General features: G+C 64.6%; 21 protein-coding genes and 1 pseudogene. 14 read left to right on the top strand and 8 right to left on the bottom strand.

Features of this window, described 5'->3' with window-relative positions:
- Positions 1-22: 22 nt before the first annotated feature.
- Positions 23-967 (top strand): LysR family transcriptional regulator, encoded by a 945-nt coding sequence (locus DVB37_RS00415; RefSeq protein WP_120153356.1) that lies wholly within the window; start codon positions 23-25, stop codon positions 965-967.
- A gap of 27 nt (positions 968-994) precedes the next feature.
- On the opposite strand, the gene DVB37_RS00410 is transcribed toward DVB37_RS00415, so the two are convergent.
- The 3 genes and pseudogenes from DVB37_RS00410 to DVB37_RS00400 form a co-directional block, all read right to left on the bottom strand.
- The gene (locus DVB37_RS00410; RefSeq protein WP_120153354.1) at positions 995-1,612 is read right to left on the bottom strand and encodes a class I SAM-dependent methyltransferase; all 618 of its coding nucleotides are present in this window, start codon (positions 1,610-1,612) and stop codon (positions 995-997) included.
- A gap of 101 nt (positions 1,613-1,713) precedes the next feature.
- Positions 1,714-1,816 (bottom strand): annotated as a pseudogene (locus DVB37_RS00405) (cupin); the annotation flags it as partial.
- A gap of 50 nt (positions 1,817-1,866) precedes the next feature.
- On the bottom strand, positions 1,867-2,697 hold the full coding sequence (locus tag DVB37_RS00400; protein ID WP_120153352.1) for an oxidoreductase: 831 nt from the start codon (positions 2,695-2,697) through the stop codon (positions 1,867-1,869).
- Between the two features lie 93 nt (positions 2,698-2,790).
- Here DVB37_RS00400 and DVB37_RS00395 point away from each other — a divergent pair, with 93 nt between their 5' ends.
- Positions 2,791-3,762: an AraC family transcriptional regulator gene (locus DVB37_RS00395; RefSeq protein ID WP_046803974.1), complete on the top strand. Its 972-nt coding sequence runs from the start codon at positions 2,791-2,793 to the stop codon at positions 3,760-3,762.
- Positions 3,763-3,823: 61 nt separating this feature from the next.
- Here the strand turns inward: DVB37_RS00395 and DVB37_RS00390 are convergent, their stop codons facing one another.
- The 3 genes from DVB37_RS00390 to DVB37_RS00380 form a co-directional block, all read right to left on the bottom strand.
- On the bottom strand, positions 3,824-4,414 hold the full coding sequence (locus DVB37_RS00390) for a mobile mystery protein B (RefSeq protein WP_046804052.1): 591 nt from the start codon (positions 4,412-4,414) through the stop codon (positions 3,824-3,826).
- A complete protein-coding gene (locus DVB37_RS00385) occupies positions 4,405-4,866 on the bottom strand; it encodes a mobile mystery protein A (RefSeq protein WP_082134412.1) in 462 nt (153 codons plus the stop codon). The genes DVB37_RS00390 and DVB37_RS00385 overlap by 10 nt, the downstream gene beginning before the upstream one ends.
- 224 nt (positions 4,867-5,090) lie before the next feature.
- A complete protein-coding gene (locus DVB37_RS00380) occupies positions 5,091-6,284 on the bottom strand; it encodes an acetylornithine transaminase (protein ID WP_120153350.1) in 1,194 nt (397 codons plus the stop codon).
- Between the two features lie 215 nt (positions 6,285-6,499).
- Here DVB37_RS00380 and DVB37_RS00375 point away from each other — a divergent pair, with 215 nt between their 5' ends.
- The 7 genes from DVB37_RS00375 to DVB37_RS00345 all read left to right on the top strand — a co-directional run bounded on the left by DVB37_RS00375 (position 6,500) and on the right by DVB37_RS00345 (position 12,427).
- Entirely contained in the window at positions 6,500-7,465 is a 966-nt protein-coding gene (locus tag DVB37_RS00375) for a tripartite tricarboxylate transporter substrate binding protein (protein ID WP_120153348.1), read from the top strand.
- Between the two features lie 183 nt (positions 7,466-7,648).
- A complete protein-coding gene (locus DVB37_RS00370; RefSeq protein ID WP_046803978.1) occupies positions 7,649-8,422 on the top strand; it encodes an SDR family oxidoreductase in 774 nt (257 codons plus the stop codon).
- A 21-nt stretch (positions 8,423-8,443) separates the two neighbouring features.
- The gene (locus DVB37_RS00365) at positions 8,444-9,346 is read left to right on the top strand and encodes a LysR family transcriptional regulator (RefSeq protein WP_104144648.1); all 903 of its coding nucleotides are present in this window, start codon (positions 8,444-8,446) and stop codon (positions 9,344-9,346) included.
- A gap of 240 nt (positions 9,347-9,586) precedes the next feature.
- The gene (locus DVB37_RS00360; protein ID WP_120153345.1) at positions 9,587-10,369 is read left to right on the top strand and encodes a transporter substrate-binding domain-containing protein; all 783 of its coding nucleotides are present in this window, start codon (positions 9,587-9,589) and stop codon (positions 10,367-10,369) included.
- Positions 10,370-10,387: 18 nt separating this feature from the next.
- Complete coding sequence (locus DVB37_RS00355; protein WP_046803981.1) at positions 10,388-11,056, top strand: amino acid ABC transporter permease; 669 nt, start codon at positions 10,388-10,390, stop codon at positions 11,054-11,056.
- The gene (locus DVB37_RS00350; protein ID WP_046803982.1) at positions 11,053-11,709 is read left to right on the top strand and encodes an amino acid ABC transporter permease; all 657 of its coding nucleotides are present in this window, start codon (positions 11,053-11,055) and stop codon (positions 11,707-11,709) included. Before DVB37_RS00355 ends, DVB37_RS00350 begins: the two co-directional genes overlap by 4 nt.
- The gene (locus tag DVB37_RS00345) at positions 11,690-12,427 is read left to right on the top strand and encodes an amino acid ABC transporter ATP-binding protein (RefSeq protein WP_046803983.1); all 738 of its coding nucleotides are present in this window, start codon (positions 11,690-11,692) and stop codon (positions 12,425-12,427) included. The genes DVB37_RS00350 and DVB37_RS00345 overlap by 20 nt, the downstream gene beginning before the upstream one ends.
- 12 nt (positions 12,428-12,439) lie before the next feature.
- Here the strand turns inward: DVB37_RS00345 and DVB37_RS00340 are convergent, their stop codons facing one another.
- Complete coding sequence (locus DVB37_RS00340) at positions 12,440-13,579, bottom strand: DSD1 family PLP-dependent enzyme (protein WP_120153342.1); 1,140 nt, start codon at positions 13,577-13,579, stop codon at positions 12,440-12,442.
- A 288-nt stretch (positions 13,580-13,867) separates the two neighbouring features.
- Here DVB37_RS00340 and DVB37_RS00335 point away from each other — a divergent pair, with 288 nt between their 5' ends.
- The 4 genes from DVB37_RS00335 (at position 13,868) to gluQRS (ending at position 18,630) form a co-directional block, all read left to right on the top strand.
- Positions 13,868-14,830, top strand: coding sequence for a TAXI family TRAP transporter solute-binding subunit (locus DVB37_RS00335; RefSeq protein WP_120153340.1), 963 nt, complete (start codon positions 13,868-13,870; stop codon positions 14,828-14,830).
- Positions 14,831-14,951: 121 nt separating this feature from the next.
- Positions 14,952-16,976, top strand: coding sequence for a TRAP transporter permease (locus tag DVB37_RS00330; protein ID WP_120153337.1), 2,025 nt, complete (start codon positions 14,952-14,954; stop codon positions 16,974-16,976).
- A 262-nt stretch (positions 16,977-17,238) separates the two neighbouring features.
- Positions 17,239-17,697: a DUF494 family protein gene (locus DVB37_RS00325; RefSeq protein WP_006216709.1), complete on the top strand. Its 459-nt coding sequence runs from the start codon at positions 17,239-17,241 to the stop codon at positions 17,695-17,697.
- 39 nt (positions 17,698-17,736) lie between these two features.
- Entirely contained in the window at positions 17,737-18,630 is an 894-nt protein-coding gene (gluQRS, locus tag DVB37_RS00320; protein WP_120153336.1) for a tRNA glutamyl-Q(34) synthetase GluQRS, read from the top strand.
- A gap of 7 nt (positions 18,631-18,637) precedes the next feature.
- On the opposite strand, the gene DVB37_RS00315 is transcribed toward gluQRS, so the two are convergent.
- Entirely contained in the window at positions 18,638-21,265 is a 2,628-nt protein-coding gene (locus tag DVB37_RS00315; protein ID WP_120153334.1) for a GDYXXLXY domain-containing protein, read from the bottom strand.
- Positions 21,266-21,327: 62 nt separating this feature from the next.
- Here DVB37_RS00315 and DVB37_RS00310 point away from each other — a divergent pair, with 62 nt between their 5' ends.
- Positions 21,328-23,976 carry a DNA topoisomerase III gene (locus tag DVB37_RS00310; RefSeq protein WP_046803989.1) on the top strand — a complete coding sequence of 883 codons (2,649 nt, stop codon included), beginning with the start codon at positions 21,328-21,330 and terminating at the stop codon, positions 23,974-23,976.
- Positions 23,977-23,990: the final 14 nt, after the last annotated feature.

Below are 23,990 nucleotides of genomic sequence, written 5' to 3'. Positions count from 1 at the left end.
CCCCCCCCACAATGGACCCACGATGGACAAGCTTTACAACATGTCGGTGTTTGCGAAGGTGGTCGAAATGGGCAGCTTCACTGCCGTCGCCAACCACCTTTCCACCACGGTCGGCAACATTTCACGCGCGGTCACGACGCTGGAAGAAGGGCTGAACGCCCGGCTGATCCAGCGATCCACCCGCCGCCTGGTTGTGACCGACGTGGGGCATCGGTTCTATGACCGCTGTGTGGCGATCCTGGGCGATGTCGAACGGGCGGAAGCCGAAGCAGGCCGTGCAACGATCTCGCCACGTGGCGTCTTGCGCGTTCACGCGGTGCCTGGCCTGGGTCGCACTCTGGTCACCCGCGCGGCGATGGCTTACAGACAGGAATACCCCGATGTTTCCGTTGACCTGCTGCTTTCGCAGCGCATGCCGAACCTGCTGGAAGAGCAGCTTGACGTCGGGATCGTGATCGCGCGCGCCTTGCCCGACTCCACCTACGTCAGCCAGAAAATCGGCGTCAGCCACTGCATCCTGGCCGCATCGCCCGCCTACCTGAAGCAGCATCCGCCCGTGCAAACCCCCGAAGACCTTGCCCGGCATGACTGCGTGCTGCTCAGCACCGTGGACTACGCCCCGGACGAATGGCATCTGGAAAGCGCGGATGGCACGTTCACCCACTGCCCGCCCGGCGCGCATTTCGGCGTGAACGATATGGACGCCATGGCGACGGCCCTGCGCGATGGCGCGGGCATCGGCCTGCTTGCCGGCTTCTCGGCAATCGAGGATCTGCGCCGGGGCACGCTGGTGCGGGTGCTGCCCGGCTATTACACGAACCAGCGCAACGTGTATGCGCTGTACCCATCACGACAATTCGTGGATGCAAAGATCAAGTTGTTCGTGGACGCGTTGAAGCTGCACGTGGGCGCGCAGTTGGCGGGGTATGCGGCGGAACTGGGGATTGTGGCGCAAGAGGCGGGGTAGCGAATGGCGCCGCGGGATGGTTATGGCTCAGGACTCGGCAGCGTCCCGTTGCGCCAGCCATACCGTCGCGCCACCGCAAGCCGGATCCTTTTCCATATGCTGCTTCACGGAAAACCCATTGGCGTTGAGCAGTTGCCGGTACTCATTGGGGTCCAAACTGCCGTGATAAAGCGGCTTGGTTTCGAACTGGCCAATGGCTTCTCCCAGCGACGTCCCGCTGGTGAACATCAACACCGCCCCGGGCGCCGCCAGACGACGAAAAGTGCTGAACATGGGACGCTGGTCCTCGGGGCTCAGATGAAAGAAGCTATGCCAGGCGATCAAGCCGTGAAAGCTCTGGGTGAACGGCAACCGCCGCATATCAGCGGCGATCCATTGATGGTCAGGGAAAGTGGATTTCGCCCGCGATAACAAGGGCAACGACGTATCGATGCCCGTCACCAAGCACCCGTTTTCGATCAAATGACGCGCGATTGGGACACCGTTGCCGCAACCGATGTCGAGCACTTGCGCATTCTGGACGGGCATCAAAGACAAGAACTTCGTCAACCAGCCGAGTTCGACAAGCCCCGTCCCGCGCAGCGCTTCAAACGCTGCTGCGTGGTCTTGATAGATGGCGATAACGTTATCGGCGGGTGAGGGCATCTTCTTTGGTCGAAATAGCATTCAGGAGGCGCAATCGGATGCACTATTCGGAGAAGACCGCTGCAATCGCAAGGCACGCTTCGTTACGCCCCTTTTATTCCATGGCGGCGCGTCCAGCCCCATGGGTTCGGTATCGCCCTGGTAGGAATGCGCGTCGGGCGCTTCAAGTTCGGTCCAGTGCTTGATGAATTCCGGTCGGCTCATCGGCGGTTCTCCTGGTTGTTCCTATGAAGGCATGTGTTGATTACAGCGTATCAGGCATCCGTCGACACCGTAGTCGCCTCCCACGCTCTAAACTCGTCATCCAACGCAGCAAGCTTGGCTCGCACCAGCATCAACGCATCGCGGCCCAGCAATAGATGCGCCGGAGGATTGTCGGCCTCGATCGCGGCAAGCATCGCGCGGGCAGCCTTGACCGGGTCGCCAAGCTGCTTGCCGCTTTTCTCTTCACGCGCCTGCCGGATCGGGTCGAAGATGACATCGTAGTCCGGGATGGAACGTGGGGTTCTTGTCATTGAGCGGCCGGCCCAGTCGGTTCGGAAAGAGCCGGGCGCGACCGCGGTGACGGCAATGCCCAAGGGCTTGACCTCTTTGCCCAGGCTTTCCGAAATGCCTTCCAGCGCGAATTTGCTGCCGCAGTAGTAGGCGATTCCCGGCATCGTTATGTGTCCGCCCATCGACGTGATATTCAGGATATGACCGCGTCGTCGCGCGCGCAGGTAGGGCAGCACTGCCTTCATCATGGCGACGGCGCCGAACACGTTCACGTCGAACTGCCTGCGCATCTCCGATAGCGGCGATTCTTCCAGTACGCCCTCGTGCCCATACCCGGCGTTGTTGACCAGGACGTCGATAGGTCCCACGCTGGTTTCGATTTCCGATACGACGTCGTCAATGCGGTCGAACTGGGTGACGTCCAGCACGCGCCCATAGGCCGCATCGGACAGCGATTCGAAATCGCGCTTCGCGTCTGCGCTTCTTACCGTGCCCACCACCGTGTGCCCGGCGGCCAGCGCTTCTTGCGCCAGCGCGCGGCCGAATCCGCTGCTGACTCCGGAGATCAGGAATATCTTGTTCAACGCCATGTTGCGTCTCCAAAATGCAAAGAGGAGACTGCATACTATTCTTGCCATAGACCACTTATCAGCCCGAATTCGCTGAATTTCTTGCATAAAGCTATGAGCCTAAACGCCGCCTTGACTCAATGTTCGGCCACGCATTCCGATACGCCCAAGCGCACGGTCGCGCTACTGCGCGCCTTGGCGCCCGCCGAAGGCTATAACCTGACCGCGCTGCCCAGCGTGCGCATCCTGCGTTCCGACCGAGCGCTTTCACGCACCCCCGTTTTGTATGACCCCGGCATTGTGATCGTGTGCCAAGGGCGCAAGCGGGGGTACTTTGGCGGGCAGATGTATCAGTACGACGAGGATCATTATCTTGCCGTCTCGGTGCCGGTTCCTTTCAGCATGGAAACCGATGCAACACCGGAACGCCCATTGCTGGCGCTTTATCTGCACCTTGATTTCACGGTGGCTGCCGAGCTGGCCGCGCAGATCGGCAACGCAAGCGCGGGCGATGGGGCGGAGGTGCCCAAGAGCATGATGTCGACTCGGATGGACCACAGGATGCACACCTGCGTTCTGCGCTTTCTTGAAGCCATGCACCAGCCAATCGAAGCCGCCGTGCTGGGCCCGGGCCTGCTGCGCGAACTGTACTTCCGCGTGTTGACCGGGCCACAAGGCGGGGCGATGCGCGAGGCACTGGCGATGCGAGGGCAGTTTGGCAGGATAGGGATGTCGCTACGGCATATTCATGCCGCGTACGCCGAACCGCTTGATGTGACGCAGCTTGCGCAGAAGGCGGGCATGAGCGTTCCCAGCTTCCACAGCCATTTCAAGGCGGTCACGCAAGTGTCCCCGATGCAGTACGTGAAATCGACGCGGCTTCATCAGGCAAGGCTGTTAATGGTGCGCCAGGACTTGACCGCTGAAGCGGCGGGCCACGCCGTAGGCTACACAAGCACATCGCAATTCAGCCGAGAGTTCAAGCGGCTTTTCGGCTTGACGCCGGCGGCCGAGGCGAGACGCATGCGCGAAAGCTTCGCGATTCCTGCGTCGTTTGCCGACGCCACCTATGTGTCGTCGCACTGAGGTCGGGGGCTACCGCTTGTCCGGGGTGCCGCGATAGACAGGCCCGCTGGGCAAGGCGCTTTTAGCTGCGAACAAACGCAAGCAGCAAGTGATATTCGCCCTGGTCCGCGGCGCGTAGCGCGTTGAGATAGCGAGTCCGAGCGTTGGAGGCGTTCACAAGATTTCCCGCGCCCCCCCAGGAAAACTGCGCTTGCCCCAGGCTACGTAGAAGAGCGTCAGCCATCATTCGGGAATGCCGCCCGTTGCCGTTTGGGAATGGGTGAATCCAGACCAGGTCGCGGTGAAAGCGGGCAGCGATTTCGTCGGGTGGATAGGCGCCACGCTCGATTCCCCAACGGGTGTTGGCAAGCAGTTGCGATAGACGTGTGCTGACCTGCGTCCAGTCACAACCGATATTCTTGTCTGACCGCCGGAAGGTCCCTGCCCAGCTCCACGTCTGGTCAAACATTTTGGAATGGAGCGTTCGGCAGAATCCTTCGCTTAGAACATCTGGCGAACGAGCCCTTTTCAACCAGCGCACCGCACGCAACAGGTTTTCCTGCTCCCAATCATTCAAGTCGCCCTTGGTGCTCAGGTGCTCGGGGATGAGGCCCGCCCGTTCATCGGGGTCCAGTGGTGTCTGGCCGTCTTGATAGTCAAGATCTAGCGCCATAGCTCGGACCATCGGCCCCGTAGCAGTTCATCGATTCTGCGCTCTACTTGTTTACGGAGTCGGTCCTCTGTTGGGCGCTGGTCTTCGAGGCCCATGGTGTGCGCAACGCCTCCGACCTCTTCCAGCGCGACAGCGCGGGCGCGCTCTTGAACCCTATCCGTGAGCGGCTTGCGAGGCACCAAGGCATAAACAAGTTCGCAATCAAGTCCGTCCGCCAGCTTGCGCAGTTGCCTGAGCGAGATGCGTTCGTCCGCTTCCGCTTGTTCTGATTTATGAAGCGTGGGTGCCGAAATTCCCAAGCGTTCGGCTTGCTGCCGCTGAGTCAAGCCAAGTGACTCCCGGATCAGCTTCAACCAACCGCTAGCAGGCGGTTTTCGCCCCAGCAGGTTTGCGTAAGCAGAGAGCGCGGCCTGCAGTTGTTCCAAGCGAAGTTGGTTGAGTTCGGGGGACATTTTCTAGCCTGTACGCGGTCATAAGTTAGGAAAATATTAGCCTATAGCGCAGCAAAACGGCAGATTTTATTAGCCTATAGTGCAACAGACTTTGCGTGATTGCTGCACTATAGGCTAATGATGAAGGGTGCGGTCCCCGTCCCCCGCGCCCCCTAACGCCTGTCCGCGCAAGAAAAAGGGCCGCGAATCCGCGGCCCTTGCTCACTCTTGCCAGCCTGAATCAATCAAGCCTTGCGCACCTGCCCGATCAGCGCGTCCAGTTGCGTCAGCATCAGGTCGATTTCTTCGGCCGTGACGTTCAGCGCGGGCATGAAGCGCAGCAGGTTGGGGCGCGGGGCGTTCAGCAGCAGGCCTTGCGGGTTCTGGTTGCGGGCGGCTTCGACGATGGCGGGGCCGTCGTCGCGGTCCATGATCAGGGCGCGCAGCAGGCCTTGGCCGCGTTCGCCCTTCATGCCGTACTTGGCCGACAGGGCCAGCAGGCCTTCGGACAGTTGCTTGGCGCGCGCGTTGACGGCGTCCATGAAGCCCGGGGCGGCCAGGGCGTCGAACACGGCCACGCCCACGGCGGTGGTCAGCGGGTTGCCGTTATACGTACCGCCCTGGTCGCCGTGCGAGAACACGCAGGCGTCCTGGCGGGCCAGCAGCGCGGCCAGCGGCACGCCGCCGCCGATGCCCTTGGCCAGCGTCATGATGTCCGGCGTGACGTCGGAATGCTGGTAGGCGAACATCTTGCCGGTGCGGCCCATGCCGGTCTGGACTTCGTCCACGATCAGCAGCAGCTGGTTCTCGTCGGCCAGCTTGCGCAGGCCTTGCATGAACTCCTTGGTGGCGGGGATGACGCCGCCTTCGCCTTGCACCGGCTCCAGCATGATGGCGACGGTCTTGTCGTCGATCAGCTTCTTCACGGATTCCAGGTCGTTCAATTCTGCCTTGGGGAAGCCTTCGACTTGCGGGGCGAACATCTTGTCCCAGCCCGGCTTGCCCGATGCGGACATCGTGGCCAGCGTGCGGCCGTGGAAGCCGTGGTTCATCGTGATGATCTTGTAGGCGCCGTTCTTCTTGACCTGGCCCCACTTGCGCGCCAGCTTGATGGCGCCTTCGTTGGCTTCGCCGCCGCTGTTGGCGAAGAAGACGCGGTCAAAGCAGGACGCGCCGGTCAGGCGTTGGGCCAGCTCGATCGAGGGAATGTTGTAGAACGCCGGCGACGGGTTCATCAGCTTTTGCGACTGTTCGACCAGCGCGCGCTGCATTTCCGGAGCCGAATGGCCCAGCGTGTTCACCGCCCAGCCCTGCACGAAGTCCAGGTATCGCTTGCCCGCATGATCCTCCAGCCAGGAGCCCTTGCCGCTGACGAACACGAGGTCCGGGCGGGAAGTGATGTCCATGAGGGTGTTGACGTTGAACTGGCTGAATTCCATGGCGGTTCCTGCGGGGTAAGGACAGCGGTGAAGGAAAAACTTCGCGGGCTAAGCGCGAAAAGGCAAATGTAGCACCGACAGAGGGATGCTATCGTGACGCACCCCCCGCCGAATCGCCCCGGGCCGCCTCACAAGGGCCGCCGTTCGGGCGCTCTATTTTATGAGAAGTGGCGCGCCCCTCGCGCGCAGCCCTTGTCGCTTTTTACTGACCAATCATGAAACGTATTCTTTCCAGTCTTGCCGCCGGCCTGGCGCTGGCGGCGGCCGGCGCGCCGGTGCACGCCGAATATCCTGAACGCGCCATCCGCCTGATCGTGCCGTTCCCGCCCGGGCAGGCCACCGACATCTTTGCCCGCGCGCTGGCTGAAAAGCTGGGCGCCGCCGTCAAGCAGCCCATCGTGGTGGAAAACCGCGCCGGCGCGGGCAGCAATATCGGCATGGAACAAGCCATGCGCGCCCCGGCCGATGGCTACACGCTGGTCATCGCGGGTAGCGCCGCCGCCGTCAACCAGACGCTGTACAAGACCATCAACTACAGCCTGACCAAGGATTTCGCGCCGGTGTCGGGCGTGTTCTCGGTGCCGCTGATGTTCCTGGCCACGCCGGCCTCGGGCATCACGTCCCTGAAGCAGCTGGTGACGCAGGCGCGCGCCAATCCGGGTGAACTGGCTTACGCCAGCGCCGGCATCGGCGGCACGCAGCATCTGTCGGCCGAGATGTTCAAGGCGGCGGCCAACATCGATATCCGCCACATTCCGTACAAGGGCAGTGGCCCGGCGCAGGCGGATTTCCTGGGGCACCAGGTGCCGCTGATGGTGGATTCCGTGACCGCGGGCCTGCCGCACGTGCAGAGCAAAAAAGCCGTGGCGCTGGCCGTGACCACCGCCAAGCGCCTGCCGCAACTGCCGGACGTGCCGACGGTGGCCGAATCGGGTTATCCGGGTTTCGAGGCCATCGGCTGGGCCGCCGTGCTGGCCCCGCGCGATACGCCGGCCGACGTCACCACCTACCTGAGCCGTCAGATCGGCGTGGCGCTGAATACGCCGGAGATGCAGAAGTTCCTGCGTGACCGGGGCGCCGAACCGATGCCGCTCAGCCCCGAGGCCACGGGCAAGTTCATTGCCAGCGAAGTGGACAAGTGGGGCCGCGCGGTCAAGCAGTCCGGCGCGCAGGTGGACTAAGCGTTCCTCCTTCCGCCAAAGCCGTCCCTGTTTTGCACGGGACGGCTTTTTTATGGACGCCACCTTGCCCAATGCCGCCGCTTTGGGTGGTTTTTCTGGATAGTGCATCTTGCCGCAGCCGGTTTATCGGTGGGTTGCGCTTGCCTAAGCTCGAAACTCCATCGATTCATGAAGGGGTTTTCCATGGCAGACCATTCCATCAAGGGCAAAGTCGTGCTGATTGCCGGCGGCGCAAAGAACCTGGGCGGCTTGATTGCGCGCGATCTGGCCGCGCACGGCGCCCGCGCCATCGCGATCCACTACAACAGCGCGGCGTCCAAGGCAGCGGCGGACGCAACGGTAGCCGCCGTCGAAGCGGCCGGCGCCAAAGCCGTGGCCTTGCAAGCCGACCTAACAACCGCGGGCGCTGTCGAGAAGCTGTTTGCCGATGCGGTAGCCGCCGTGGGCAAACCGGATATTGCGATCAACACCGTCGGCAAGGTGCTGAAAAAACCGTTCACCGAAATCAGCGAGGCCGAGTACGACGAGATGACGGCGGTCAATTCCAAGACGGCCTTTTTCTTCCTGCGCGAAGCGGGCCGGCACGTCAACGACAACGGCAAGGTATGCACGCTGGTGACGTCGCTGCTGGGCGCGTTCACGCCGTTCTATGCCGCGTACGCCGGCACCAAGGCGCCGGTCGAGCATTACACCCGCGCCGCGTCCAAGGAGTTCGGCGCGCGCGGGATCTCGGTCACGGCGGTGGGCCCCGGCCCCATGGACACGCCGTTCTTCTACCCGGCCGAAGGCGAGGACGCGGTGGCATATCACAAGACCGCGGCCGCGCTGTCGCCGTTCAGCAAGACGGGCTTGACCGACATTGAAGACGTCGTGCCCTTCATTCGCCACCTGGTCAGCGACGGCTGGTGGATCACGGGCCAGACTATTTTGATCAACGGCGGCTACACCACCAAGTAAGTAGCCGCTAATCTGTCGGGCATGGACCGATTCGACCAGTACCGCGTATTCGCCCAAGTCGCCGAGATGGGCAGCTTCATCAAGGCCGCCAACGCGCTGAACGCACCTCGCGCGTCGGTGTCCGCGGCCATCCAGCAACTGGAGGCCCAACTTGGCGTACGCCTGCTGCACCGCACGACGCGGCAGGTGCGGCTGACGGCCGACGGCGAACAATTGCTGGCGCGCGTGCAGCCGCTGCTGGCGGACGTGGAAGACATCGACCAGTTGTTCCATGCCAGCCAGTTGCAGGCCTCGGGCAGATTAAGCATCGACGTGCCCAGCCGGGTGGCGCGCCGCCTGATCGCGCCCGCGTTGCCCAGCCTGCTGCGCCGCCATCCCCGCCTGGTGTTGGCGTTGACCTCGACCGACCGCGCCATCGACCTGGTGCAGGAAGGCGTGGATTGCGCCGTACGGATCGGCGCGCTGGCCGATAGCAGCCTGGTGGTGCGGCCGCTGGGTCGAATCGCCCTGATCAACTGCGCCAGCCCCGGCTACCTGCGCGAACACGGCGAGCCGCGCAAACCCGCCGACCTGTCGGAAGGGCACTGGACGGTGGGCTATGCCTCCCCGAAGACGCGCCGCGAGCTGCCTTGGGAATTTCATGCCGACGACGGGCACATCGCGCAACCGCGCAGCCGCGTGATCGTGGACAACGCCGAAAACTACATCGCCTGCTGTCTGGCGGGGATGGGCCTGATCCAGATACCGCGCTTTGACGTGCAGCATCTGCTGGATGCCGGCGAGCTGGTGGAAGTGATGCCGGCGTTTCGCGCAGCGCCGATGCCGGTGTCGCTGATCTACCCGCATCGACGCCAGCGCACGCGGCGCCTGACCGTGTTCCAGGATTGGTTTGAATCGCTGATGCGGCCCCATCTGGAGGCCTGAAACCCGCGCATGCCGCCCATGCCGCGCTTGCCGGGCGAGCCAAAGCGGTGCGAAACGCGCTCGCCGCCGGCGCACCCGCCGCACCAAAACGGGGCGGCGCGCGGCGGCCGAGCAACGCATCCACAGCGCCACCGCGCGCCATGCGCAATGGCACGGAACTTGCTTTTCCAGCTTTGTATACCGAATCGGTGTGCAACGCGTCGACCCGTCCCGGGCGACGCGCGCCCTGGAGAGTTCCTCATGAACCGTAGAACCCTGTTGTTGTCCCTTTGCACCGCCGCCAGCCTGCTGGCCGCGCCGCTGACGCACGCCGACACGTTGGATGACATCGTCAAAGCCGGCACCATCAAGATCGCCGTGCCGCAGGACTTCCCGCCGTTCGGCTCGGTGGGCGCCGACATGAAGCCGCTGGGCTATGACATCGATACGGCCGCGCTGATCGCCAAGCAATTGGGCGTGAAGCTGGAACTGGTGCCCGTCACCAGCGCCAACCGGGTGCCTTACTTGCAGACCCGCAAGGTGGACCTGGTGATCTCCAGCCTGGGCAAGAATGCGGAACGCGAGAAAGCCATCGACTTTTCCGACGCTTACGCGCCGTTCTTCAATGGCGTGTTCGGCCCGGCGGATTTGAAGGTGTCGTCGGCGGCGGACCTGGCCGGCAAGACCATCGGCGTCACGCGTGGCGCGGTGGAAGACATCGAGCTGTCGAAGATCGCACCGGCCTCGGCCACCCTGAAGCGCTATGAAGACAACAACGGCACCATCACCGCCTTCCTGTCGGGCCAGGTGCCGATGATTGCCACGGGCAACGTGGTGGCGGCCGCCATCCTGGCGCGCAAGCCGGCCAAGAAGCCCGAGACGAAATTCCTGATCAAGAATTCGCCGTGCTACATCGGCATGAACAAGGACGAGCCCAAGCTGCGCGCCAAGGTCAACGACATTCTGGCCGCCGCCAAGCGTGACGGCTCGTTGTCGGCGATATCGCAGAAGTGGCTGGGGGCCGAGCTGCCCAAGGACCTGTAAGTTCCGACGGCGGCCATCATGGCTTACCAATACGACTTCGCGTCGGTATTCGACTACACGCCGGTGCTGTTGAAAGGCATCGGCGTGACGGTGGAACTGATCGCCTTCGGCGCGGTGGCGGGCGTGGCGCTGGGCATCGCCTGCGCCTGGGTCCGCACGCAGGGGCCGCGCGGGCTGCGCGCGCCCGTGGCCGCCTATGTCGAGGTGATACGCAACACGCCGTTCCTGATCCAGCTGTTCTTCGTGTTCTTCGGCCTGCCATCGCTGGGCGTGCAGCTGGGCGAGATGCAGGCGGCGTGCCTGGCGATGGCGCTGAACCTGGGCGCCTACAGCGCCGAGATCATCCGCGCCGGCATCGACGCCACGCCCAAAGGGCAGTACGAGGCGGGCGCCAGCCTGGCGATGACGCGCTTTCAGGTGTTCCGGCACGTGGTGCTGAAGCCCGCCTTGAAACGCATCTGGCCGGCGCTGTCGTCGCAGATCGTGATAGTGATGCTGGGCTCGGCGGTGTGCTCGCAGATTGCGGCCGAAGACCTGACCTTTGCCGCCAACTTCATCCAGTCGCGCAATTTCCGCGCGTTTGAGGTGTACCTGGTCACCACCGGCATCTACCTGGTGCTGGCCATTGTCCTGCGCCAGTTGCTGCGCCTGGCGGGCTGGCGACTGTTTCGCAAGGCGGCGCGATGATTGAATTTTCAATGTGGGACATCGTCCGCAACCTGCTGCTGGCCGCGCGCTGGACGGTGGTGCTGTCGCTGGTGGCGTTCGTGGGCGGCGCGCTGATGGGCATGCTGGCGCTGATGATGCGCACGTCGCGCGTGGCGCTGATGCGCCGCGCCAGCTGGGCGTATATCGAACTGTTCCAGGGCACGCCGCTGTTGATGCAGCTGTTCCTGGCGTTCTTCGGGCTGTCGCTGCTGGGGCTGGAAGTGCCGCCCTGGCTGGCAGCGGGCGCCGCGCTGACGCTGTGGTCGGGCGCGTTCCTGGCCGAGATCTGGCGTGGCTGCGTGGAAGCCATTCCAAAAGGCCAATGGGAAGCGTCCGCCAGCCTGGCGCTGGGCTACGTGCAGCAGATGCGCTACGTGGTGCTGCCGCAGGCGCTGCGCATCGCCATTGCGCCCACCGTCGGCTTCGCCGTGCAGATCGTCAAGAGTACGGCGCTGACCTCCATCATCGGGTTCACCGAGCTGTCCAAGGCCAGCACGGTGATCACCAACGCCACGTTCAGTCCCTTCACCGTCTACGCCTGCGCCGCGCTGATCTACTTCGCGCTGTGCTGGCCCCTGTCGCGCCTTAGCCTCCGGCTGGAAAGGAAGTTGCATGCCCCTCATCGCCCTTGAAGACGTCCGCAAGAAATTCGGCGACAACGAAGTCCTGAAGGGGGTGACGCTGCGCGTTGAACCCGGCGAGGTCATCGCCATCATCGGCAAGAGCGGCTCGGGCAAGAGCACGCTGCTGCGCTGCGTGAACGGGTTGGAGCAGATTGACGGCGGCGCCATCATGGTGGCCGACGCGCAGTTGGGCGACGACGAGCTGCGGCTGCGCGCGCTGCGGCTCAAGGTTGGCATGATCTTCCAGCAGTTCAACCTGTTTCCGCACCTGACGGTGGGGCGCAACGTGATGCTGTCGCCCATGGTGGCCAAGCGCATGCCGGAAGCGGACGCGGCCGACATGGCGCGCGCCATGCTGACGCGCGTGGGGCTGGCGCACAAGTTCGATGCGTGGCCCGAGGAACTGTCCGGCGGTCAGCAACAGCGCGTGGCGATTGCGCGCGCGTTGGCGATGCAGCCGCTGGCGCTGCTGTGCGACGAAATCACATCGGCGCTGGACCCGGAGCTGGTCAATGAAGTGCTGGCGGTGGTGCGCGAGCTGGCGGCCGACGGCATGACGCTGCTGATGGTCACGCACGAGATGCGCTTTGCGCGCGAGGTCTGCGACCGCGTCGTCTTCATGCACCAGGGCCGCGTGCATGAGATCGGGCCGCCCGAGGAGTTGTTCGCATCGCCCGCCACCCCCGAACTGCGGCAATTCCTGGGGATGACGAACCTGGCGATGTGACGGGAAGCGCGATCAGCGCGAAAAGCCGCGCGCGGCGATTTCCCAAATGTCTTGCACCACGCCATCGCGCACCACGACCAGGCCGTCATGCAGATTGAATGTAGGGTCCACGTGCGAGGGCACCAGGCGCAGCACGTCGCCCAGCGCTGGCGCGGTGGCGCCGGGCGCGACACGCACCACGCCATGTTCATCATTGATGGCGACGTAGGTCAGGCCCGGCGCGTCGAAGACGGCTGGCGGGCCGCATTCGGCGGTGGTCGATTTCAGACCCGCGTCCAGGATGACGCGCTCGGGCGCGGGCACGCTCATGACGGTGGACAGCACGAACAGGCTGTTCTGGAACGTAAGCGCGCCGTCCCAATCGTTGGCGCCGTAATCGCCATCCATGAACGCGTACGAGCCCGCTTGCAGTTCGGTGTAGACGCCGCTTGCCGCATCGAATTCCGCGCTGCCCGTGCCGCCGCCGGTGATGATGTCGCACGCGATGCCGCTTTCGCGCAGCAGCTGGGCGTAAGACGCGGCGATGCGCGCGGCCTTGCGGCAGATCCGCGCGCGTTCTTCGCGCGTACGGGCGTGCTGCACCGAGCCGTGATAGGCCTGAAGGCCCACGAAGTCCACACCCGGCAGATCGCGCGCCTGTTGCGCCAGCGCCAGCACCAGGGCGTCGTCCGAGACGCCGCAACGACCTTGTCCGACGTCCACTTCGACCAGCACATCGATCTGGGCGCCGGCTTGCACCATGGCTTGGGAAATGTCCGCCAGGTTTTTCGCGTTATCCACGCAGACGCTCAGCTTGGCCACGCGCGCCAGCTGGCCCAGCAGGGCCAGCTTGGCCGGCCCGACGACTTCGTTACTGATGTGGATGTCGTGGATGCCGGCCGCCACGAAAGGCAGCGCTTCGCTGACCTTCTGGCAGCAGATGCCGCGCGCGCCCAGTGCCAGCTGGCGCCGCGCGATCTCGGGACATTTGTGCGCCTTGGCGTGCGGGCGCAGGGCGACTTCGTGGCGGTCCGCCCAGGCCTGCATGGCGCGCAGGTTGGCCTCGAAGGGGCCAAGGTCCAGCACCAGGCTGGGCGTGTCGACGCGGGCCAACGGGTCGCCCGGTTGCGCGGGCGGGGGCAGCGCTATGCCGCGTATGACTTCCTGGGACATCGAGGTAACTCCGTGATCTACAGCGCGTGGGATGTAACCGCCAGCGGCGACACCATAACTAAAGCACGACCTTCCATAACCCCAAGGCTTATTCACCCCCAGGTAAACGATAGCTCCGTAACCATTGGCTACGGATGCCCCGCATGCCAGAATTTCAACATGAAAACGGCCCCCAAGGGGAGGCCCATTTTTGTGCCCGGACGGCGCTTTCATTGAACCGTCCGCCACAGGAATGACAAGACGATTTCCGTCACAAGAACCCTACCTGACAACACCGGAGAAGCTCGCATGAAACTCAAACACTGGATCACCGCCCTGACCGTCGCGGTTGCCGCCGTCGGCGCCGTGGGTTCCGCACAGGCCCAGCAGTTCTTCCGCATCGGCACGGGCGGCACGGCCGGCACGTACTACCCCATCGGCGGCATCATCGCCAACGCCGTGTCGCAGCCGGGCAAGCTAGTTGCCACGGCCGTGGCGTCCAACGGGTCGGTGGCCAACATCAACGGCATTCTGGGCGGCTCGTTCGAAGCCGGCTTCACGCAGTCGGACGTGGCGTTCTGGGCCTATAGCGGCACGGGCACGTTCGAAGGCAAGCCCAAGGCGCAAGACCTGCGCCTGATCGCCACGCTGTATCCCGAAAGCATCCACCTGGTGACGCGCAAGGGCGCGGGCATCAAGAGCGTGGCTGACCTGAAGGGCAAGCGCGTGTCGATGGACGAACCGGGCTCGGGCACGCTGGTTGACGTGCGCCTGATCCTGGGCGCCTACGGCATGACCGACAAGGACATCAAGGCCGAATACTTGAAGCCGAACCAGGCGGGCGACAAGCTCAAGGACGGCGGGCTGGACGCGTTCTTCTTCGTGGGCGGTGCGCCGGCCGGCGCCATCGCCGAACTGGCCTCCAGCGGCGCGGGCATCGAAATCGTGCCGCTGGTCGGCCCGGAAATCGACGCGCTGCGCGCCAAGCAGGAGTTCTTCACGCCCGACACCATCGCCGCCAACACGTATCAGAACGTGGGCGAGGTCAAGACCATTTCGGTCAATGCGCAAATGGTCACGTCGGCCAAGCTGCCGGAACAGGTCGTGTATGACGTCACCAAGGCGCTGTACAGCGACGCCACGCGCAAGACGCTGGACAACGGCCACGCCAAGGGCAAGCTGATCACGCGCGAAAACGCCATCAAGGGCGCCGGCATCCCGTTCCACCCGGGCGCCGAGAAGTTCTACAAGGAAATCGGCTTGTTGAAGTAAGCCCAAGCCGTACTCGCGACGGCGATACGCCGGCGCGCCGGGTACCCCCCGGTGTTGCGCCGGCATTGCGCAGGGCCGCCTCGTGCGGCCCTGTTTGCGGATTCACCTGAGAAATACGTCGATGGAAATAGACCACGAAAAGACCCAGCAACTGGCGGAAAAGTACGATTCCGAAATCCGCTTCCGGCCACTGGACAAGACCGCCACCTGGATCGTCTCGGGCCTGCTGGTCACGCTCTCGATCTTTCATTACTACACCGCGGGCTTTGGCCTGCTGCGCGAGGCCACGCATCGCGGCGTGCACCTGGCGTTTGTGCTCAGCCTGATTTTCCTGGTGTTCGGCTTTTCAAAGTCGCACTATCAGCGCGAGCCGAAGTCCACCTGGTACGCCCCCGGCGGCATCCCGCTGTATGACTGGATCATCGCCGTGGCGCTGGCGCTGTCGGTCATGTACATCCCGTACATCTTCGAAGACCTGGCGTTCCGCGTGGGCAATCCGCTGCCCATCGACGTGTTCATGGGGTCCATCCTGCTGATCGGCCTGCTGGAAGCCACGCGCCGCGCCATGGGCTGGCCGCTGCCGATCATCGCCCTGGTGTTCATGGCCTACGCCATGTTCGGACCGTATTTCCCCGGGCTGCTGCAACACGCGGGCAACACCTGGTCCCAGATCGTCAACCACATGTACCTGACGAGCCAGGGCGTGTACGGCGTGGCGGTGGGCGTGGTGGCGACCTACGTGTTTCACTTCGTGCTGTTCGGCGTGCTGGCTACCCGCATCGGCCTGGGCCAGTTATTCCTGGACGTGGCCTCGACCATTGCCGGCCGCTATGCGGGCGGCCCGGCCAAGGTGTCGGTGTTTGGCTCGGCCATGTTCGGCATGTTGTCCGGATCATCGGTGGCCAACGCGGTCACGGTGGGGTCGCTGACCATTCCCGCGATGATCCGCGTGGGCTATCCGCGCCACTTCGCGGCCGGGGTCGAAGCCGCCAGCAGCACGGGCGGGCAGATCACGCCGCCCATCATGGGCGCGGCCGCGTTCCTGATGATCGAATTTTTGGGCATCCCGTACCAGCAGATCGCCATCGCCGGCATTTTCCCGGCCTTCCTGTACTTCTTCGGCCTGTTCATGCAGGTGCACTTCGAGGCCAAGCGCGAGGGGCTGCGCGGCCTGACGGCCGAGGAAATGCCCAAGCTGAAGCAATCGATCAAGATGCGCTGGCCGACCTTGATCCCGCTGTTCCTGCTGATCGGCGTGCTGGCCAGCGGCCGCACACCGTACCTGGCGGCGTTCGCGGGCATCACCGGCTGCATCCTGGTGGGGCTGCTGAATCCGTATCAGCGCTTGCGTTGGCGTGACCTGTACGAAGCCTTCGAGACCGGCGCCAAGTACGCGCTGGCCGTGGGCGCCGCCGCCGGCACGGTGGGTATCGTGATCGGTGTGGTGACGCTGACCGGCGTGGGCTTCAAGGTGTCGTACATCGTGATCTCGGCGGCGCAGTCCATCGCCGGCGTGGCCTCGGTGGTGATTCCGGAAGCCATCGCGAACACGCAGTCGCTGACCTTGGTGGCGGCGTTGATCATGACGGGCATCGTCTGCATCCTGATGGGCTGCGGCATTCCCACCACGGCCAACTACCTGATCATGGTGGCGGTGGCCGCTCCCACCCTGGTGCAACTGGGCGTGCAGCCGATTGCGGCGCACTTCTTCGTGTTCTATTTCGGCATCCTGGCGGACATTACGCCACCGGTGGCGCTGGCGGCCTACGCGGCGGCGGGCATGGCGGGCAGTGACCCGTTCAAGACCGGCAACACGGCATTCAGGCTGGGCATCACCAAGCTGATCGTGCCGTTCGTGTTCGTGTTTTCGCCGTCGCTGCTGATTTCGGTGCAGGGCTTTACCTGGTACGACTTCTTCGTCACGCTGGTGGGCTGCATGGTGGGCCTGGTGCTGCTGTCGGCGGCGTTCTCGCGTTACATGCTGGTCGGCATGAAAAGTTGGGAACGGTGGCTGTGCACGCTGGGCGCGTTGCTGACCATCGTGCCGGGCGTGACCAGCGGCGTGATCGGGCTGGCCATCTGCATTCCGGTCTTCATCCGCCAGCTTGCCGGACTGAAGCTGGAGAACGCGGCCAAGGCAGCCTGAGCGCCGCCTTGCCGGGGCGACCCGGCCAGGCAGAAAAAACAGGGGCGGACCTGAGTGTCCGCCCCTGTTTTCTTTTGCACAATCGCGCATTTTGGCAGCAAATACGGGCAGAATGGGGGCCGTCCACGACAGGGTGACGCCATACAACATTCCGCCTTTTCGCCGGTTGCCCGGCTAAATAAATCAGCGTAAAGTAAAATTCATGTTTGCTGGTCTGCCGATATGCGGGCCGACTGTGCAAACAGGCACAACACTGCGCCATATGTTCGATATCCTGGTTTATCTGTTCGAGAATTACTACACGCCGCAAGCCTGTCCTGCGGCCGATGTGCTCGCAAAGCGGCTAGCCGCCGCCGGTTTCGAGCACGAAGACATCGACGACGCGCTCGGTTGGCTGTATGGCCTTGCCGAGACCACCGAACGATGTGTCGACCTCGCTCAGGCGCCCAACACCGGAACCCGGATCTACACCGACAACGAATACAGCCAGCTCGGCTCCGAATCCATCGGCTTCATCGCCTTCTTGGAATCGGCCGGCGTGCTGCCGGCGCCCCTGCGTGAGATCGTCATCGACCGAGGCCTGGCTTCGCCCGAAACGCCCGTGCCGCTATCCAAGATCAAGATCATCGCCCTCATGGTTCTCTGGAGCCAGGAAGCCGAGATCGACAACCTGGTCCTGGAAGAGCTGCTGGACGAAGAGGGCGTGCGGTTGTTGCATTGACGCGGCGCAGGCTCTTTGCGGTTGCTGTGACCGGTTGCGATGCCGTACGTAGGCCGATTCGCCCCCAGCCCTAGCGGCCCGCTGCACGCGGGTTCGCTGGTGGCCGCGCTGGCCAGTTGGCTGGATGCGCGCGCCCACGGCGGGCGCTGGCTGCTGCGCATCGAAGACGTGGACACGCCGCGTACCGTGGCGGGGGCCGCCGACACGATCATGGCGCAACTGCGCGCATTGGGCTTGCACTGGGACGGCGACGTCCTGTGGCAGTCCCAGCGCAACGCCGCCTATCAATCCGCGTTTGACTCGCTTGACGCCCGTGGCCTGATCTACGGCTGCGGCTGCACGCGCCGTGAAATCGCCGATTCCGCATTGCGGGGCCCGACCGTGCCTGGCGCCGACGGCGAACGCCCCTACCCGGGCACCTGCCGCCACGGCCTGCCGCCTGGGCGCCAGGCGCGTGCTTGGCGCTTGCGGGTGCCCGACGGCGTTGAACATTTCGAAGACCGCTGGCTGGGTCCGCAAGAGCAGGACGTGGCTACCGCCGTGGGCGACTTTGCCTTGCGGCGCGCCGACGGCTTGTGGGCGTATCAATTGGCGGTGGTGGTGGACGACGCGGAGCAGGGCGTGACCGACGTGGTGCGCGGCGCGGATCTGCTCAGCTCCACGGCGCGCCAGCGCGTGCTGGGCCGCCTGCTGGGCTTGCCGCCGCTGCGCTATCTGCACGTGCCGCTGATTCTGGATGCGGGCAGCGGCTTGAAGCTGTCCAAGCAGAACGGCGCGCCCCCCATCGACACCGGCGCACCGCTGGCCGCGCTGCAAGAAGCGTGGCGCGGTTTGGGTTTTGCGCCCATCGCGGCAACCGACCGGGAAGGCTTCCTGTCGGCGGCCACCGCGCACTGGGCGCGGCGCTTTCCGCTGTCATCCACTACAAATTAGTGTGCCGCTACAGCGGTTGCAGGTCTTCGCCCAGCATCCGCACCAGCAAGGCTTCGCCGTTTTCCGCCACGCGCAGTTCGCCATACCGCGCCACTTCAAAGCGCTTGGCCTCGCCCTCCTGGAAGAACCAGGCGTTGGTGACGATACGCACACCGCGATCGCGGACGCGGTATCGCAACGGCACCTCGGTCGGTGCATGCGGCTGCGCGTCCGGCTGGATGCGCAACGGCGTGGCCACGCCGCGCGAATCGGCTTGCAGCATCACATAGCCGTCGGGTTCGAACCCCATCAGCGAATCCTCGTCCGCCAGGCGATCGCCCCCCAGCCGCAAGCGGGTGATGTCGCGGCTGGCGGCGAAATTCAGCGCCATGTAGTCGCCCTGCATCAACGAACGGGGATCGACCGGCGCCAGTTCCAGAATCACCACCTTGCCGGTAGCCAGCAGCTTTTCGCGCTGCCAGATGCCGCCATTGGCCACCACCAGCACCAGCGCCAGACCGCCCAGAATGGCCAGCGTGCGCCAGCGCAGCGGGCCGGACACCGGCGGTAGCGGCGCGCGCCGGTCGGGCGCCTGCGTACGCATGAGTCGGGGCACCAGCCAGACCAGGCCGCGCAGCACGAACAACAGCAAGGCGCCGCCGCCCAGCCACAGCGCCTTTTGCAGCAAGGGCACATCCAGCTGGTAGTAATAGACGCCCAGATAAGCCAGCAGGCTGAGCACGCCGAAGATCACCAGCCGTAGCTGGTTCAGGCCAAAGCCCAGCAACAGCCAGGCCAGCGCAAAGCCCACGCCCGGGCTGGGCAGCCAGAAAAGCGCCAGGGCCAGCAAGGCGATGGGCACGCCCCAGGTCACGCCACCCGTCAGCACGTGGCGGCGCGGCCATAGCACCGCCAGCGCGGCGGCGGCCGGCAGCAGCGCCCCGGCCACGACCAGCAACGCGCCCTGGGGATTCAACTTCCACATGGCCGGCAGGTGCAGGGCCGAGATGCCGCCCGCCAGCCAGACCATGCCTTGCACGGACAGCAGGAAGGCCCAGGCCAGCGGCTCCATCGCGTGGCCGCGCTTGCCGCCCACACGATGGCTCCAGGTCAGGATGACGGCCGTGGCCCAGGCGCCGATCACGGCAATCGGCAGCCAGACGAAGCCGGCGCGGCCCGCGTCGAAGTACAGCCAGGCGTCCAGCAGGTCGTCGCGCATCAACTCCGGGGACAGGCCGCGCCAGATCAGGGCGGCGCCCGCCGCCGCGACCAACAGGCCCGACAGAAAACGCAGGATCACATCCGGCCCCAGCGCGTAGACCACCGCCGCCAGCAGCAATACAAATAAGCAGGCGCTGGTGAACGATGTGGAACTGGAGAGCCCGTAGATGATGAGGATCTGGCCCGTGAAGGCCATCGCGGTGCCGCATTGGCGCCAGAATGGTCCGGCGTCGCTGCGCAGCACCGCCACGCCCGCGCCGCACAAAACCAGCCCGGCCACCAGCGCGCCTTCTTCCGACGTCACGATGCCCGAGAACGCCACGAACACCAGAAGCAGCAAAGTGGCCAGCCAGGCGCTCAGGCCCAGCAGGCATTGCACATACCAGGGCGGTTCGGCATGCGGCATGGCGGCAGGGGCCAGTTGCACGACGGGGGTGCCGGCATCGCCGGATTCGACCGCGTTGCCCGCCGACGCGGCGGCCGGTTCGGCATCGGCGGTGACCAAGGCGGCGTCGGGTTCGGCGGCCAGCTTGCGCAACCAGCGCGCGGCCAGCACGGCCTCGGCCATGAGCAGGGCGGCCAGGGGCAGCGCAGCCCATACGCCGGGCTCCAGCCGCAACAGCCATTCGCCCACCACCCGCAGGGACACGCAGATGACGCCCGCCGCCAGCATGGCCAGAATGACCAGGTCGCGCCGGCCGCGCTGATAGTAAAAGCCCAGCCCCAGCGTCGCGGCCAGCCAGGCGATGCCGTTAAGCGAGCCCACCCCGCGCAGGATGAAGTCCCCGAACATCAGGGACAGCACCAGGGCGCTGATGGCGATGAAGGCCAAGACGCGCGGCCCGATCAGCGTGCTGGCCCGCCAGCGGCGCGCCGCCAGTTCCCAGCCCAACAGCAGCGTCAGGTTTAGCGCGGCCATGATGAGGTTGGGCAGGCCCGAGCCGTCATAGAGGGCATACCAGGTGAAGACGCGTTCGCCCAGCCACAATGCGGCCGCCACATTCAGCACCAGCGCCCACAACAGCCACACCGCCTGGCTGGCCGAAGCCAGCGCCCAGGGCAGCAGCAGAACCGCCCACCAGGCGAACAATTCCCAGGTATCGGCGCCAGTCTGGTAAGTTTGACCCAATAACGCGAGCAAGGCGCCCAGCAAGATGCCGGCCAATGCCAGAAGCGCGCCGGGGACGCTGCGCCGCACGCCAGGCGAGGCCCGAAGGCGCAAACCGGCCCAGGCCGCCGCCAACGCCGAGATCGCCAGCAAACCCTGCGTGCCGGCAAAGCGTTGCACTTTTGTCATGTCTTGCCAGTTGGCGGCAACCCAGCAAATCGCAGCGCTGCCCAGCAGCAAAACGCCTAGCCACAAGGTGCTTCGCGCCAAGAATTGACGCCAAGCGTGCAGTTCGGATCCCGCTTGCCTTTCAGTGCCGACTTGCATCTGGCGAATCTCCGATCTTATTATCCGCGCTACTAAGGCGGGACTACCGCCACTGGATACACATGAATAAAACGCTGATTATTGCCGAGAAGCCCTCGGTGGCCCTTGATATATCACGCGCCTTGGGAGGCTTTGCGCGCGAGGGCGACTATTTTGAAAGCGAACGTTACGTACTCGCATCCAGCATCGGCCATTTGCTGAGCTTGGTCGCGCCCAATGATCCGGTCAAGGGAAAGTGGAGCTTCGCGCACCTGCCCGTGATTCCGCCGGAATTCGAACTCGGCCCCACCGACAAGAAGTCGGCGGAACGCCTGAAGCTGCTGGTCCGCCTGGCCAAGCGCAAGGACGTGGATTCGATCATCAACGCCTGTGACGCGGGACGCGAGGGCGAACTGATCTTCCGCTACATCATTCAGTATGCGGGTGTGAAAAAGCCGATTCAGCGCCTCTGGCTGCAATCGATGACGCAGGCCGCCATCCGCGAAGCCTTCGCCAACCTGCGCGACGACGTGCAGCTCAAGCCGCTGGAAGCGGCCGCCCGCTCGCGCGCTGAAGCCGACTGGCTGGTCGGCATCAACGGCACGCGCGCCATGACCGCCTTCAACAGCAAGGACGGCGGCTTCTTCAAGACGCCGGTGGGCCGGGTGCAAACGCCCACGCTGGCCATCGTGGCCGAGCGCGAAGAGCGCATCCGCCGCTTCGTGCCCCGCGACTACTGGGAAGTGCGCGCCACCTTCATCGCCGCCGCCGGCTTGTACGAAGGCCGCTGGATCGACCCCCAATTCAAGAAAGACGACCGCGACCCGGAAAAGCGTGAATCGCGCCTGTGGTCCGCCGCCGCCGCGCAAAGCGTGGTGGCAGCCTGCCGCGACCAGCCGGGCAACGTCACCGAAGAATCCAAGCCGTCGACCCAGATGTCGCCGGCCCTGTACGACCTGACGTCGTTGCAGCGCGAGGCCAACGGCCGGTTCGGCTTTTCGGCCAAGACCACGCTGTCGCTGGCCCAGACCCTGTACGAACGCCACAAGGCGCTGACCTATCCGCGTACCGACTCCCGCTACCTGCCCGAGGACTACATCACCACGGTGCAGGAAACGATGCGCGCGCTGGCCACGGGCGGCTCGAACGCCGTGGGCGGCCTGTCGCGCCACGCGGGCACCGTCGTCAGCCAGCAGTGGGTGAAGCCCAACCGCCGCATCTTCGACAACAAGAAGGTGTCGGATCACTTTGCCATCATCCCCACGCTGCAAATCCCGCACGACCTGAGCGAAGCCGAGGCCAAGCTGTACGACCTGGTGCTCAAGCGCTTCCTGGCCGTGTTCTTCCCGGCGGCCGAATACCGCGTCACCACGCGCCTGACCGAAGTGCAGGGGCATCGCTTCCGCACCGACGGCAAGGTGCTGGTCACCCCGGGCTGGCTGGCCGTGTACGGCAAGGAAGCCCAAGGCGAAGACGCCAACCTGGTGCCGGTTGCCGATGGCGAAACGGTGCGCACGGAAGACGTCGAAGCCGTGGGCCTCTCGACCAAACCGCCCGCCCGCTTTAACGAAGGCACCTTGTTGTCCGCCATGGAAGGCGCCGGCAAGCTGGTGGACGACGAAGAACTGCGCGAAGCCATGTCCGAACGCGGCCTCGGTACGCCGGCCACACGCGCCGCCATCATCGAAGGCCTGCTCAACGAGGTGTACCTGCGCCGCGAAGGCCGCGACCTGGTGCCCACCGCCAAGGCGCGCCAGCTGATGACGCTGCTGTCCGGCCTGGATGTGACCGAACTGACCTCGCCCGAACTGACGGGCGAATGGGAACACAAGCTCAAGCAGATCGAGCAGGGCGGCCTGGGCCGCGAGGCCTTCATGCGCGAAATCGCGCAGATGACCCAGGTGATCGTCAAGCGCGCCAAGGAATACGAGCGCGACACGGTGCCCGGCGACTACGCCACCTTGCAAACGCCGTGCCCCAAGTGCGGCGCGGTGGTCAAGGAAAACTATCGCCGCTTTGCCTGCACCGCCTGCGATTTCTCGATCGGCAAGCATCCGGGCGGCCGCACGTTCGAACTGCCGGAAGTCGAAGAGCTGCTGGCCAAGCGCGAAATCGGTCCGCTGCAAGGCTTCATCAGCAAGATGGGCCGTCCGTTTGCCGCCATTCTGCGTATCAGCGACGAGTACAAGCTGGAGTTCGACTTCGGCCAGAACGACGAAGACGACACCGAAGCGGTGGACTTCTCCGGCCACACGCCGGTCGGCCCCTGCCCCAAGTGCCAGTCGCGCGTGTTCGAGCACGGCATGAGCTACGTTTGCGAAAAGTCGGTCGGGCCTGAGAAGACCTGCGACTTCCGCTCGGGCAAGGTCATCCTGCAACAGGAGATCTCGGCCGAACAGATGGGCAAGCTGCTGACCACGGGCCGCACCGACCTCTTGGACGGCTTTGTGTCCAGCCGCACGAACCGCAAGTTCAAGGCATTCCTGGTGCGTCAGCCCGACGGCAAGATCGGCTTCGAGTTCGAGCCGCGTCCTGAAAAACCGGGTCGCGCGCCGTCCAAGACCGCCTCGAAGACGGCGACGAAGACCGCAGCGAAGACGGCAGCGAAAAAAGCGCCGGCCAAGAAAGCGGCGGTGAAGAAAACCGCAACTAAGACAGCCACCAAGACGGCCACCAAGACCGCCGCCAAGAAGGCTGTCAAAAAGGCCGCGCCGAAGAAAACCGCTTCGTAACGGGAATCCAGGCG

The sequence above is a fragment of the Achromobacter sp. B7 genome (assembly GCF_003600685.1).
Taxonomy (GTDB): domain Bacteria; phylum Pseudomonadota; class Gammaproteobacteria; order Burkholderiales; family Burkholderiaceae_B; genus Achromobacter; species Achromobacter spanius_B.
This window is presented reverse-complemented; position numbering and strand designations above follow the sequence as displayed.

Coding starts and splice junctions, on each gene's coding strand:
- DVB37_RS00335 (WP_120153340.1), top strand. CDS start 13,868: ATGAAACTCAAACACTGGATCACCGCCCTGACCGTCGCGGTTGCCGCC.
- DVB37_RS00340 (WP_120153342.1), bottom strand. CDS start 13,579: ATGTCCCAGGAAGTCATACGCGGCATAGCGCTGCCCCCGCCCGCGCAA.
- DVB37_RS00375 (WP_120153348.1), top strand. CDS start 6,500: ATGAAACGTATTCTTTCCAGTCTTGCCGCCGGCCTGGCGCTGGCGGCG.
- DVB37_RS00365 (WP_104144648.1), top strand. CDS start 8,444: ATGGACCGATTCGACCAGTACCGCGTATTCGCCCAAGTCGCCGAGATG.
- DVB37_RS00410 (WP_120153354.1), bottom strand. CDS start 1,612: ATGCCCTCACCCGCCGATAACGTTATCGCCATCTATCAAGACCACGCA.
- DVB37_RS00345 (WP_046803983.1), top strand. CDS start 11,690: ATGCCCCTCATCGCCCTTGAAGACGTCCGCAAGAAATTCGGCGACAAC.
- DVB37_RS00385 (WP_082134412.1), bottom strand. CDS start 4,866: ATGTCCCCCGAACTCAACCAACTTCGCTTGGAACAACTGCAGGCCGCG.
- DVB37_RS00415 (WP_120153356.1), top strand. CDS start 23: ATGGACAAGCTTTACAACATGTCGGTGTTTGCGAAGGTGGTCGAAATG.
- DVB37_RS00395 (WP_046803974.1), top strand. CDS start 2,791: ATGAGCCTAAACGCCGCCTTGACTCAATGTTCGGCCACGCATTCCGAT.
- DVB37_RS00310 (WP_046803989.1), top strand. CDS start 21,328: ATGAATAAAACGCTGATTATTGCCGAGAAGCCCTCGGTGGCCCTTGAT.
- gluQRS (WP_120153336.1), top strand. CDS start 17,737: ATGCCGTACGTAGGCCGATTCGCCCCCAGCCCTAGCGGCCCGCTGCAC.
- DVB37_RS00355 (WP_046803981.1), top strand. CDS start 10,388: ATGGCTTACCAATACGACTTCGCGTCGGTATTCGACTACACGCCGGTG.
- DVB37_RS00360 (WP_120153345.1), top strand. CDS start 9,587: ATGAACCGTAGAACCCTGTTGTTGTCCCTTTGCACCGCCGCCAGCCTG.
- DVB37_RS00350 (WP_046803982.1), top strand. CDS start 11,053: ATGATTGAATTTTCAATGTGGGACATCGTCCGCAACCTGCTGCTGGCC.
- DVB37_RS00380 (WP_120153350.1), bottom strand. CDS start 6,284: ATGGAATTCAGCCAGTTCAACGTCAACACCCTCATGGACATCACTTCC.
- DVB37_RS00390 (WP_046804052.1), bottom strand. CDS start 4,414: ATGGCGCTAGATCTTGACTATCAAGACGGCCAGACACCACTGGACCCC.
- DVB37_RS00370 (WP_046803978.1), top strand. CDS start 7,649: ATGGCAGACCATTCCATCAAGGGCAAAGTCGTGCTGATTGCCGGCGGC.
- DVB37_RS00315 (WP_120153334.1), bottom strand. CDS start 21,265: ATGCAAGTCGGCACTGAAAGGCAAGCGGGATCCGAACTGCACGCTTGG.
- DVB37_RS00400 (WP_120153352.1), bottom strand. CDS start 2,697: ATGGCGTTGAACAAGATATTCCTGATCTCCGGAGTCAGCAGCGGATTC.
- DVB37_RS00325 (WP_006216709.1), top strand. CDS start 17,239: ATGTTCGATATCCTGGTTTATCTGTTCGAGAATTACTACACGCCGCAA.
- DVB37_RS00330 (WP_120153337.1), top strand. CDS start 14,952: ATGGAAATAGACCACGAAAAGACCCAGCAACTGGCGGAAAAGTACGAT.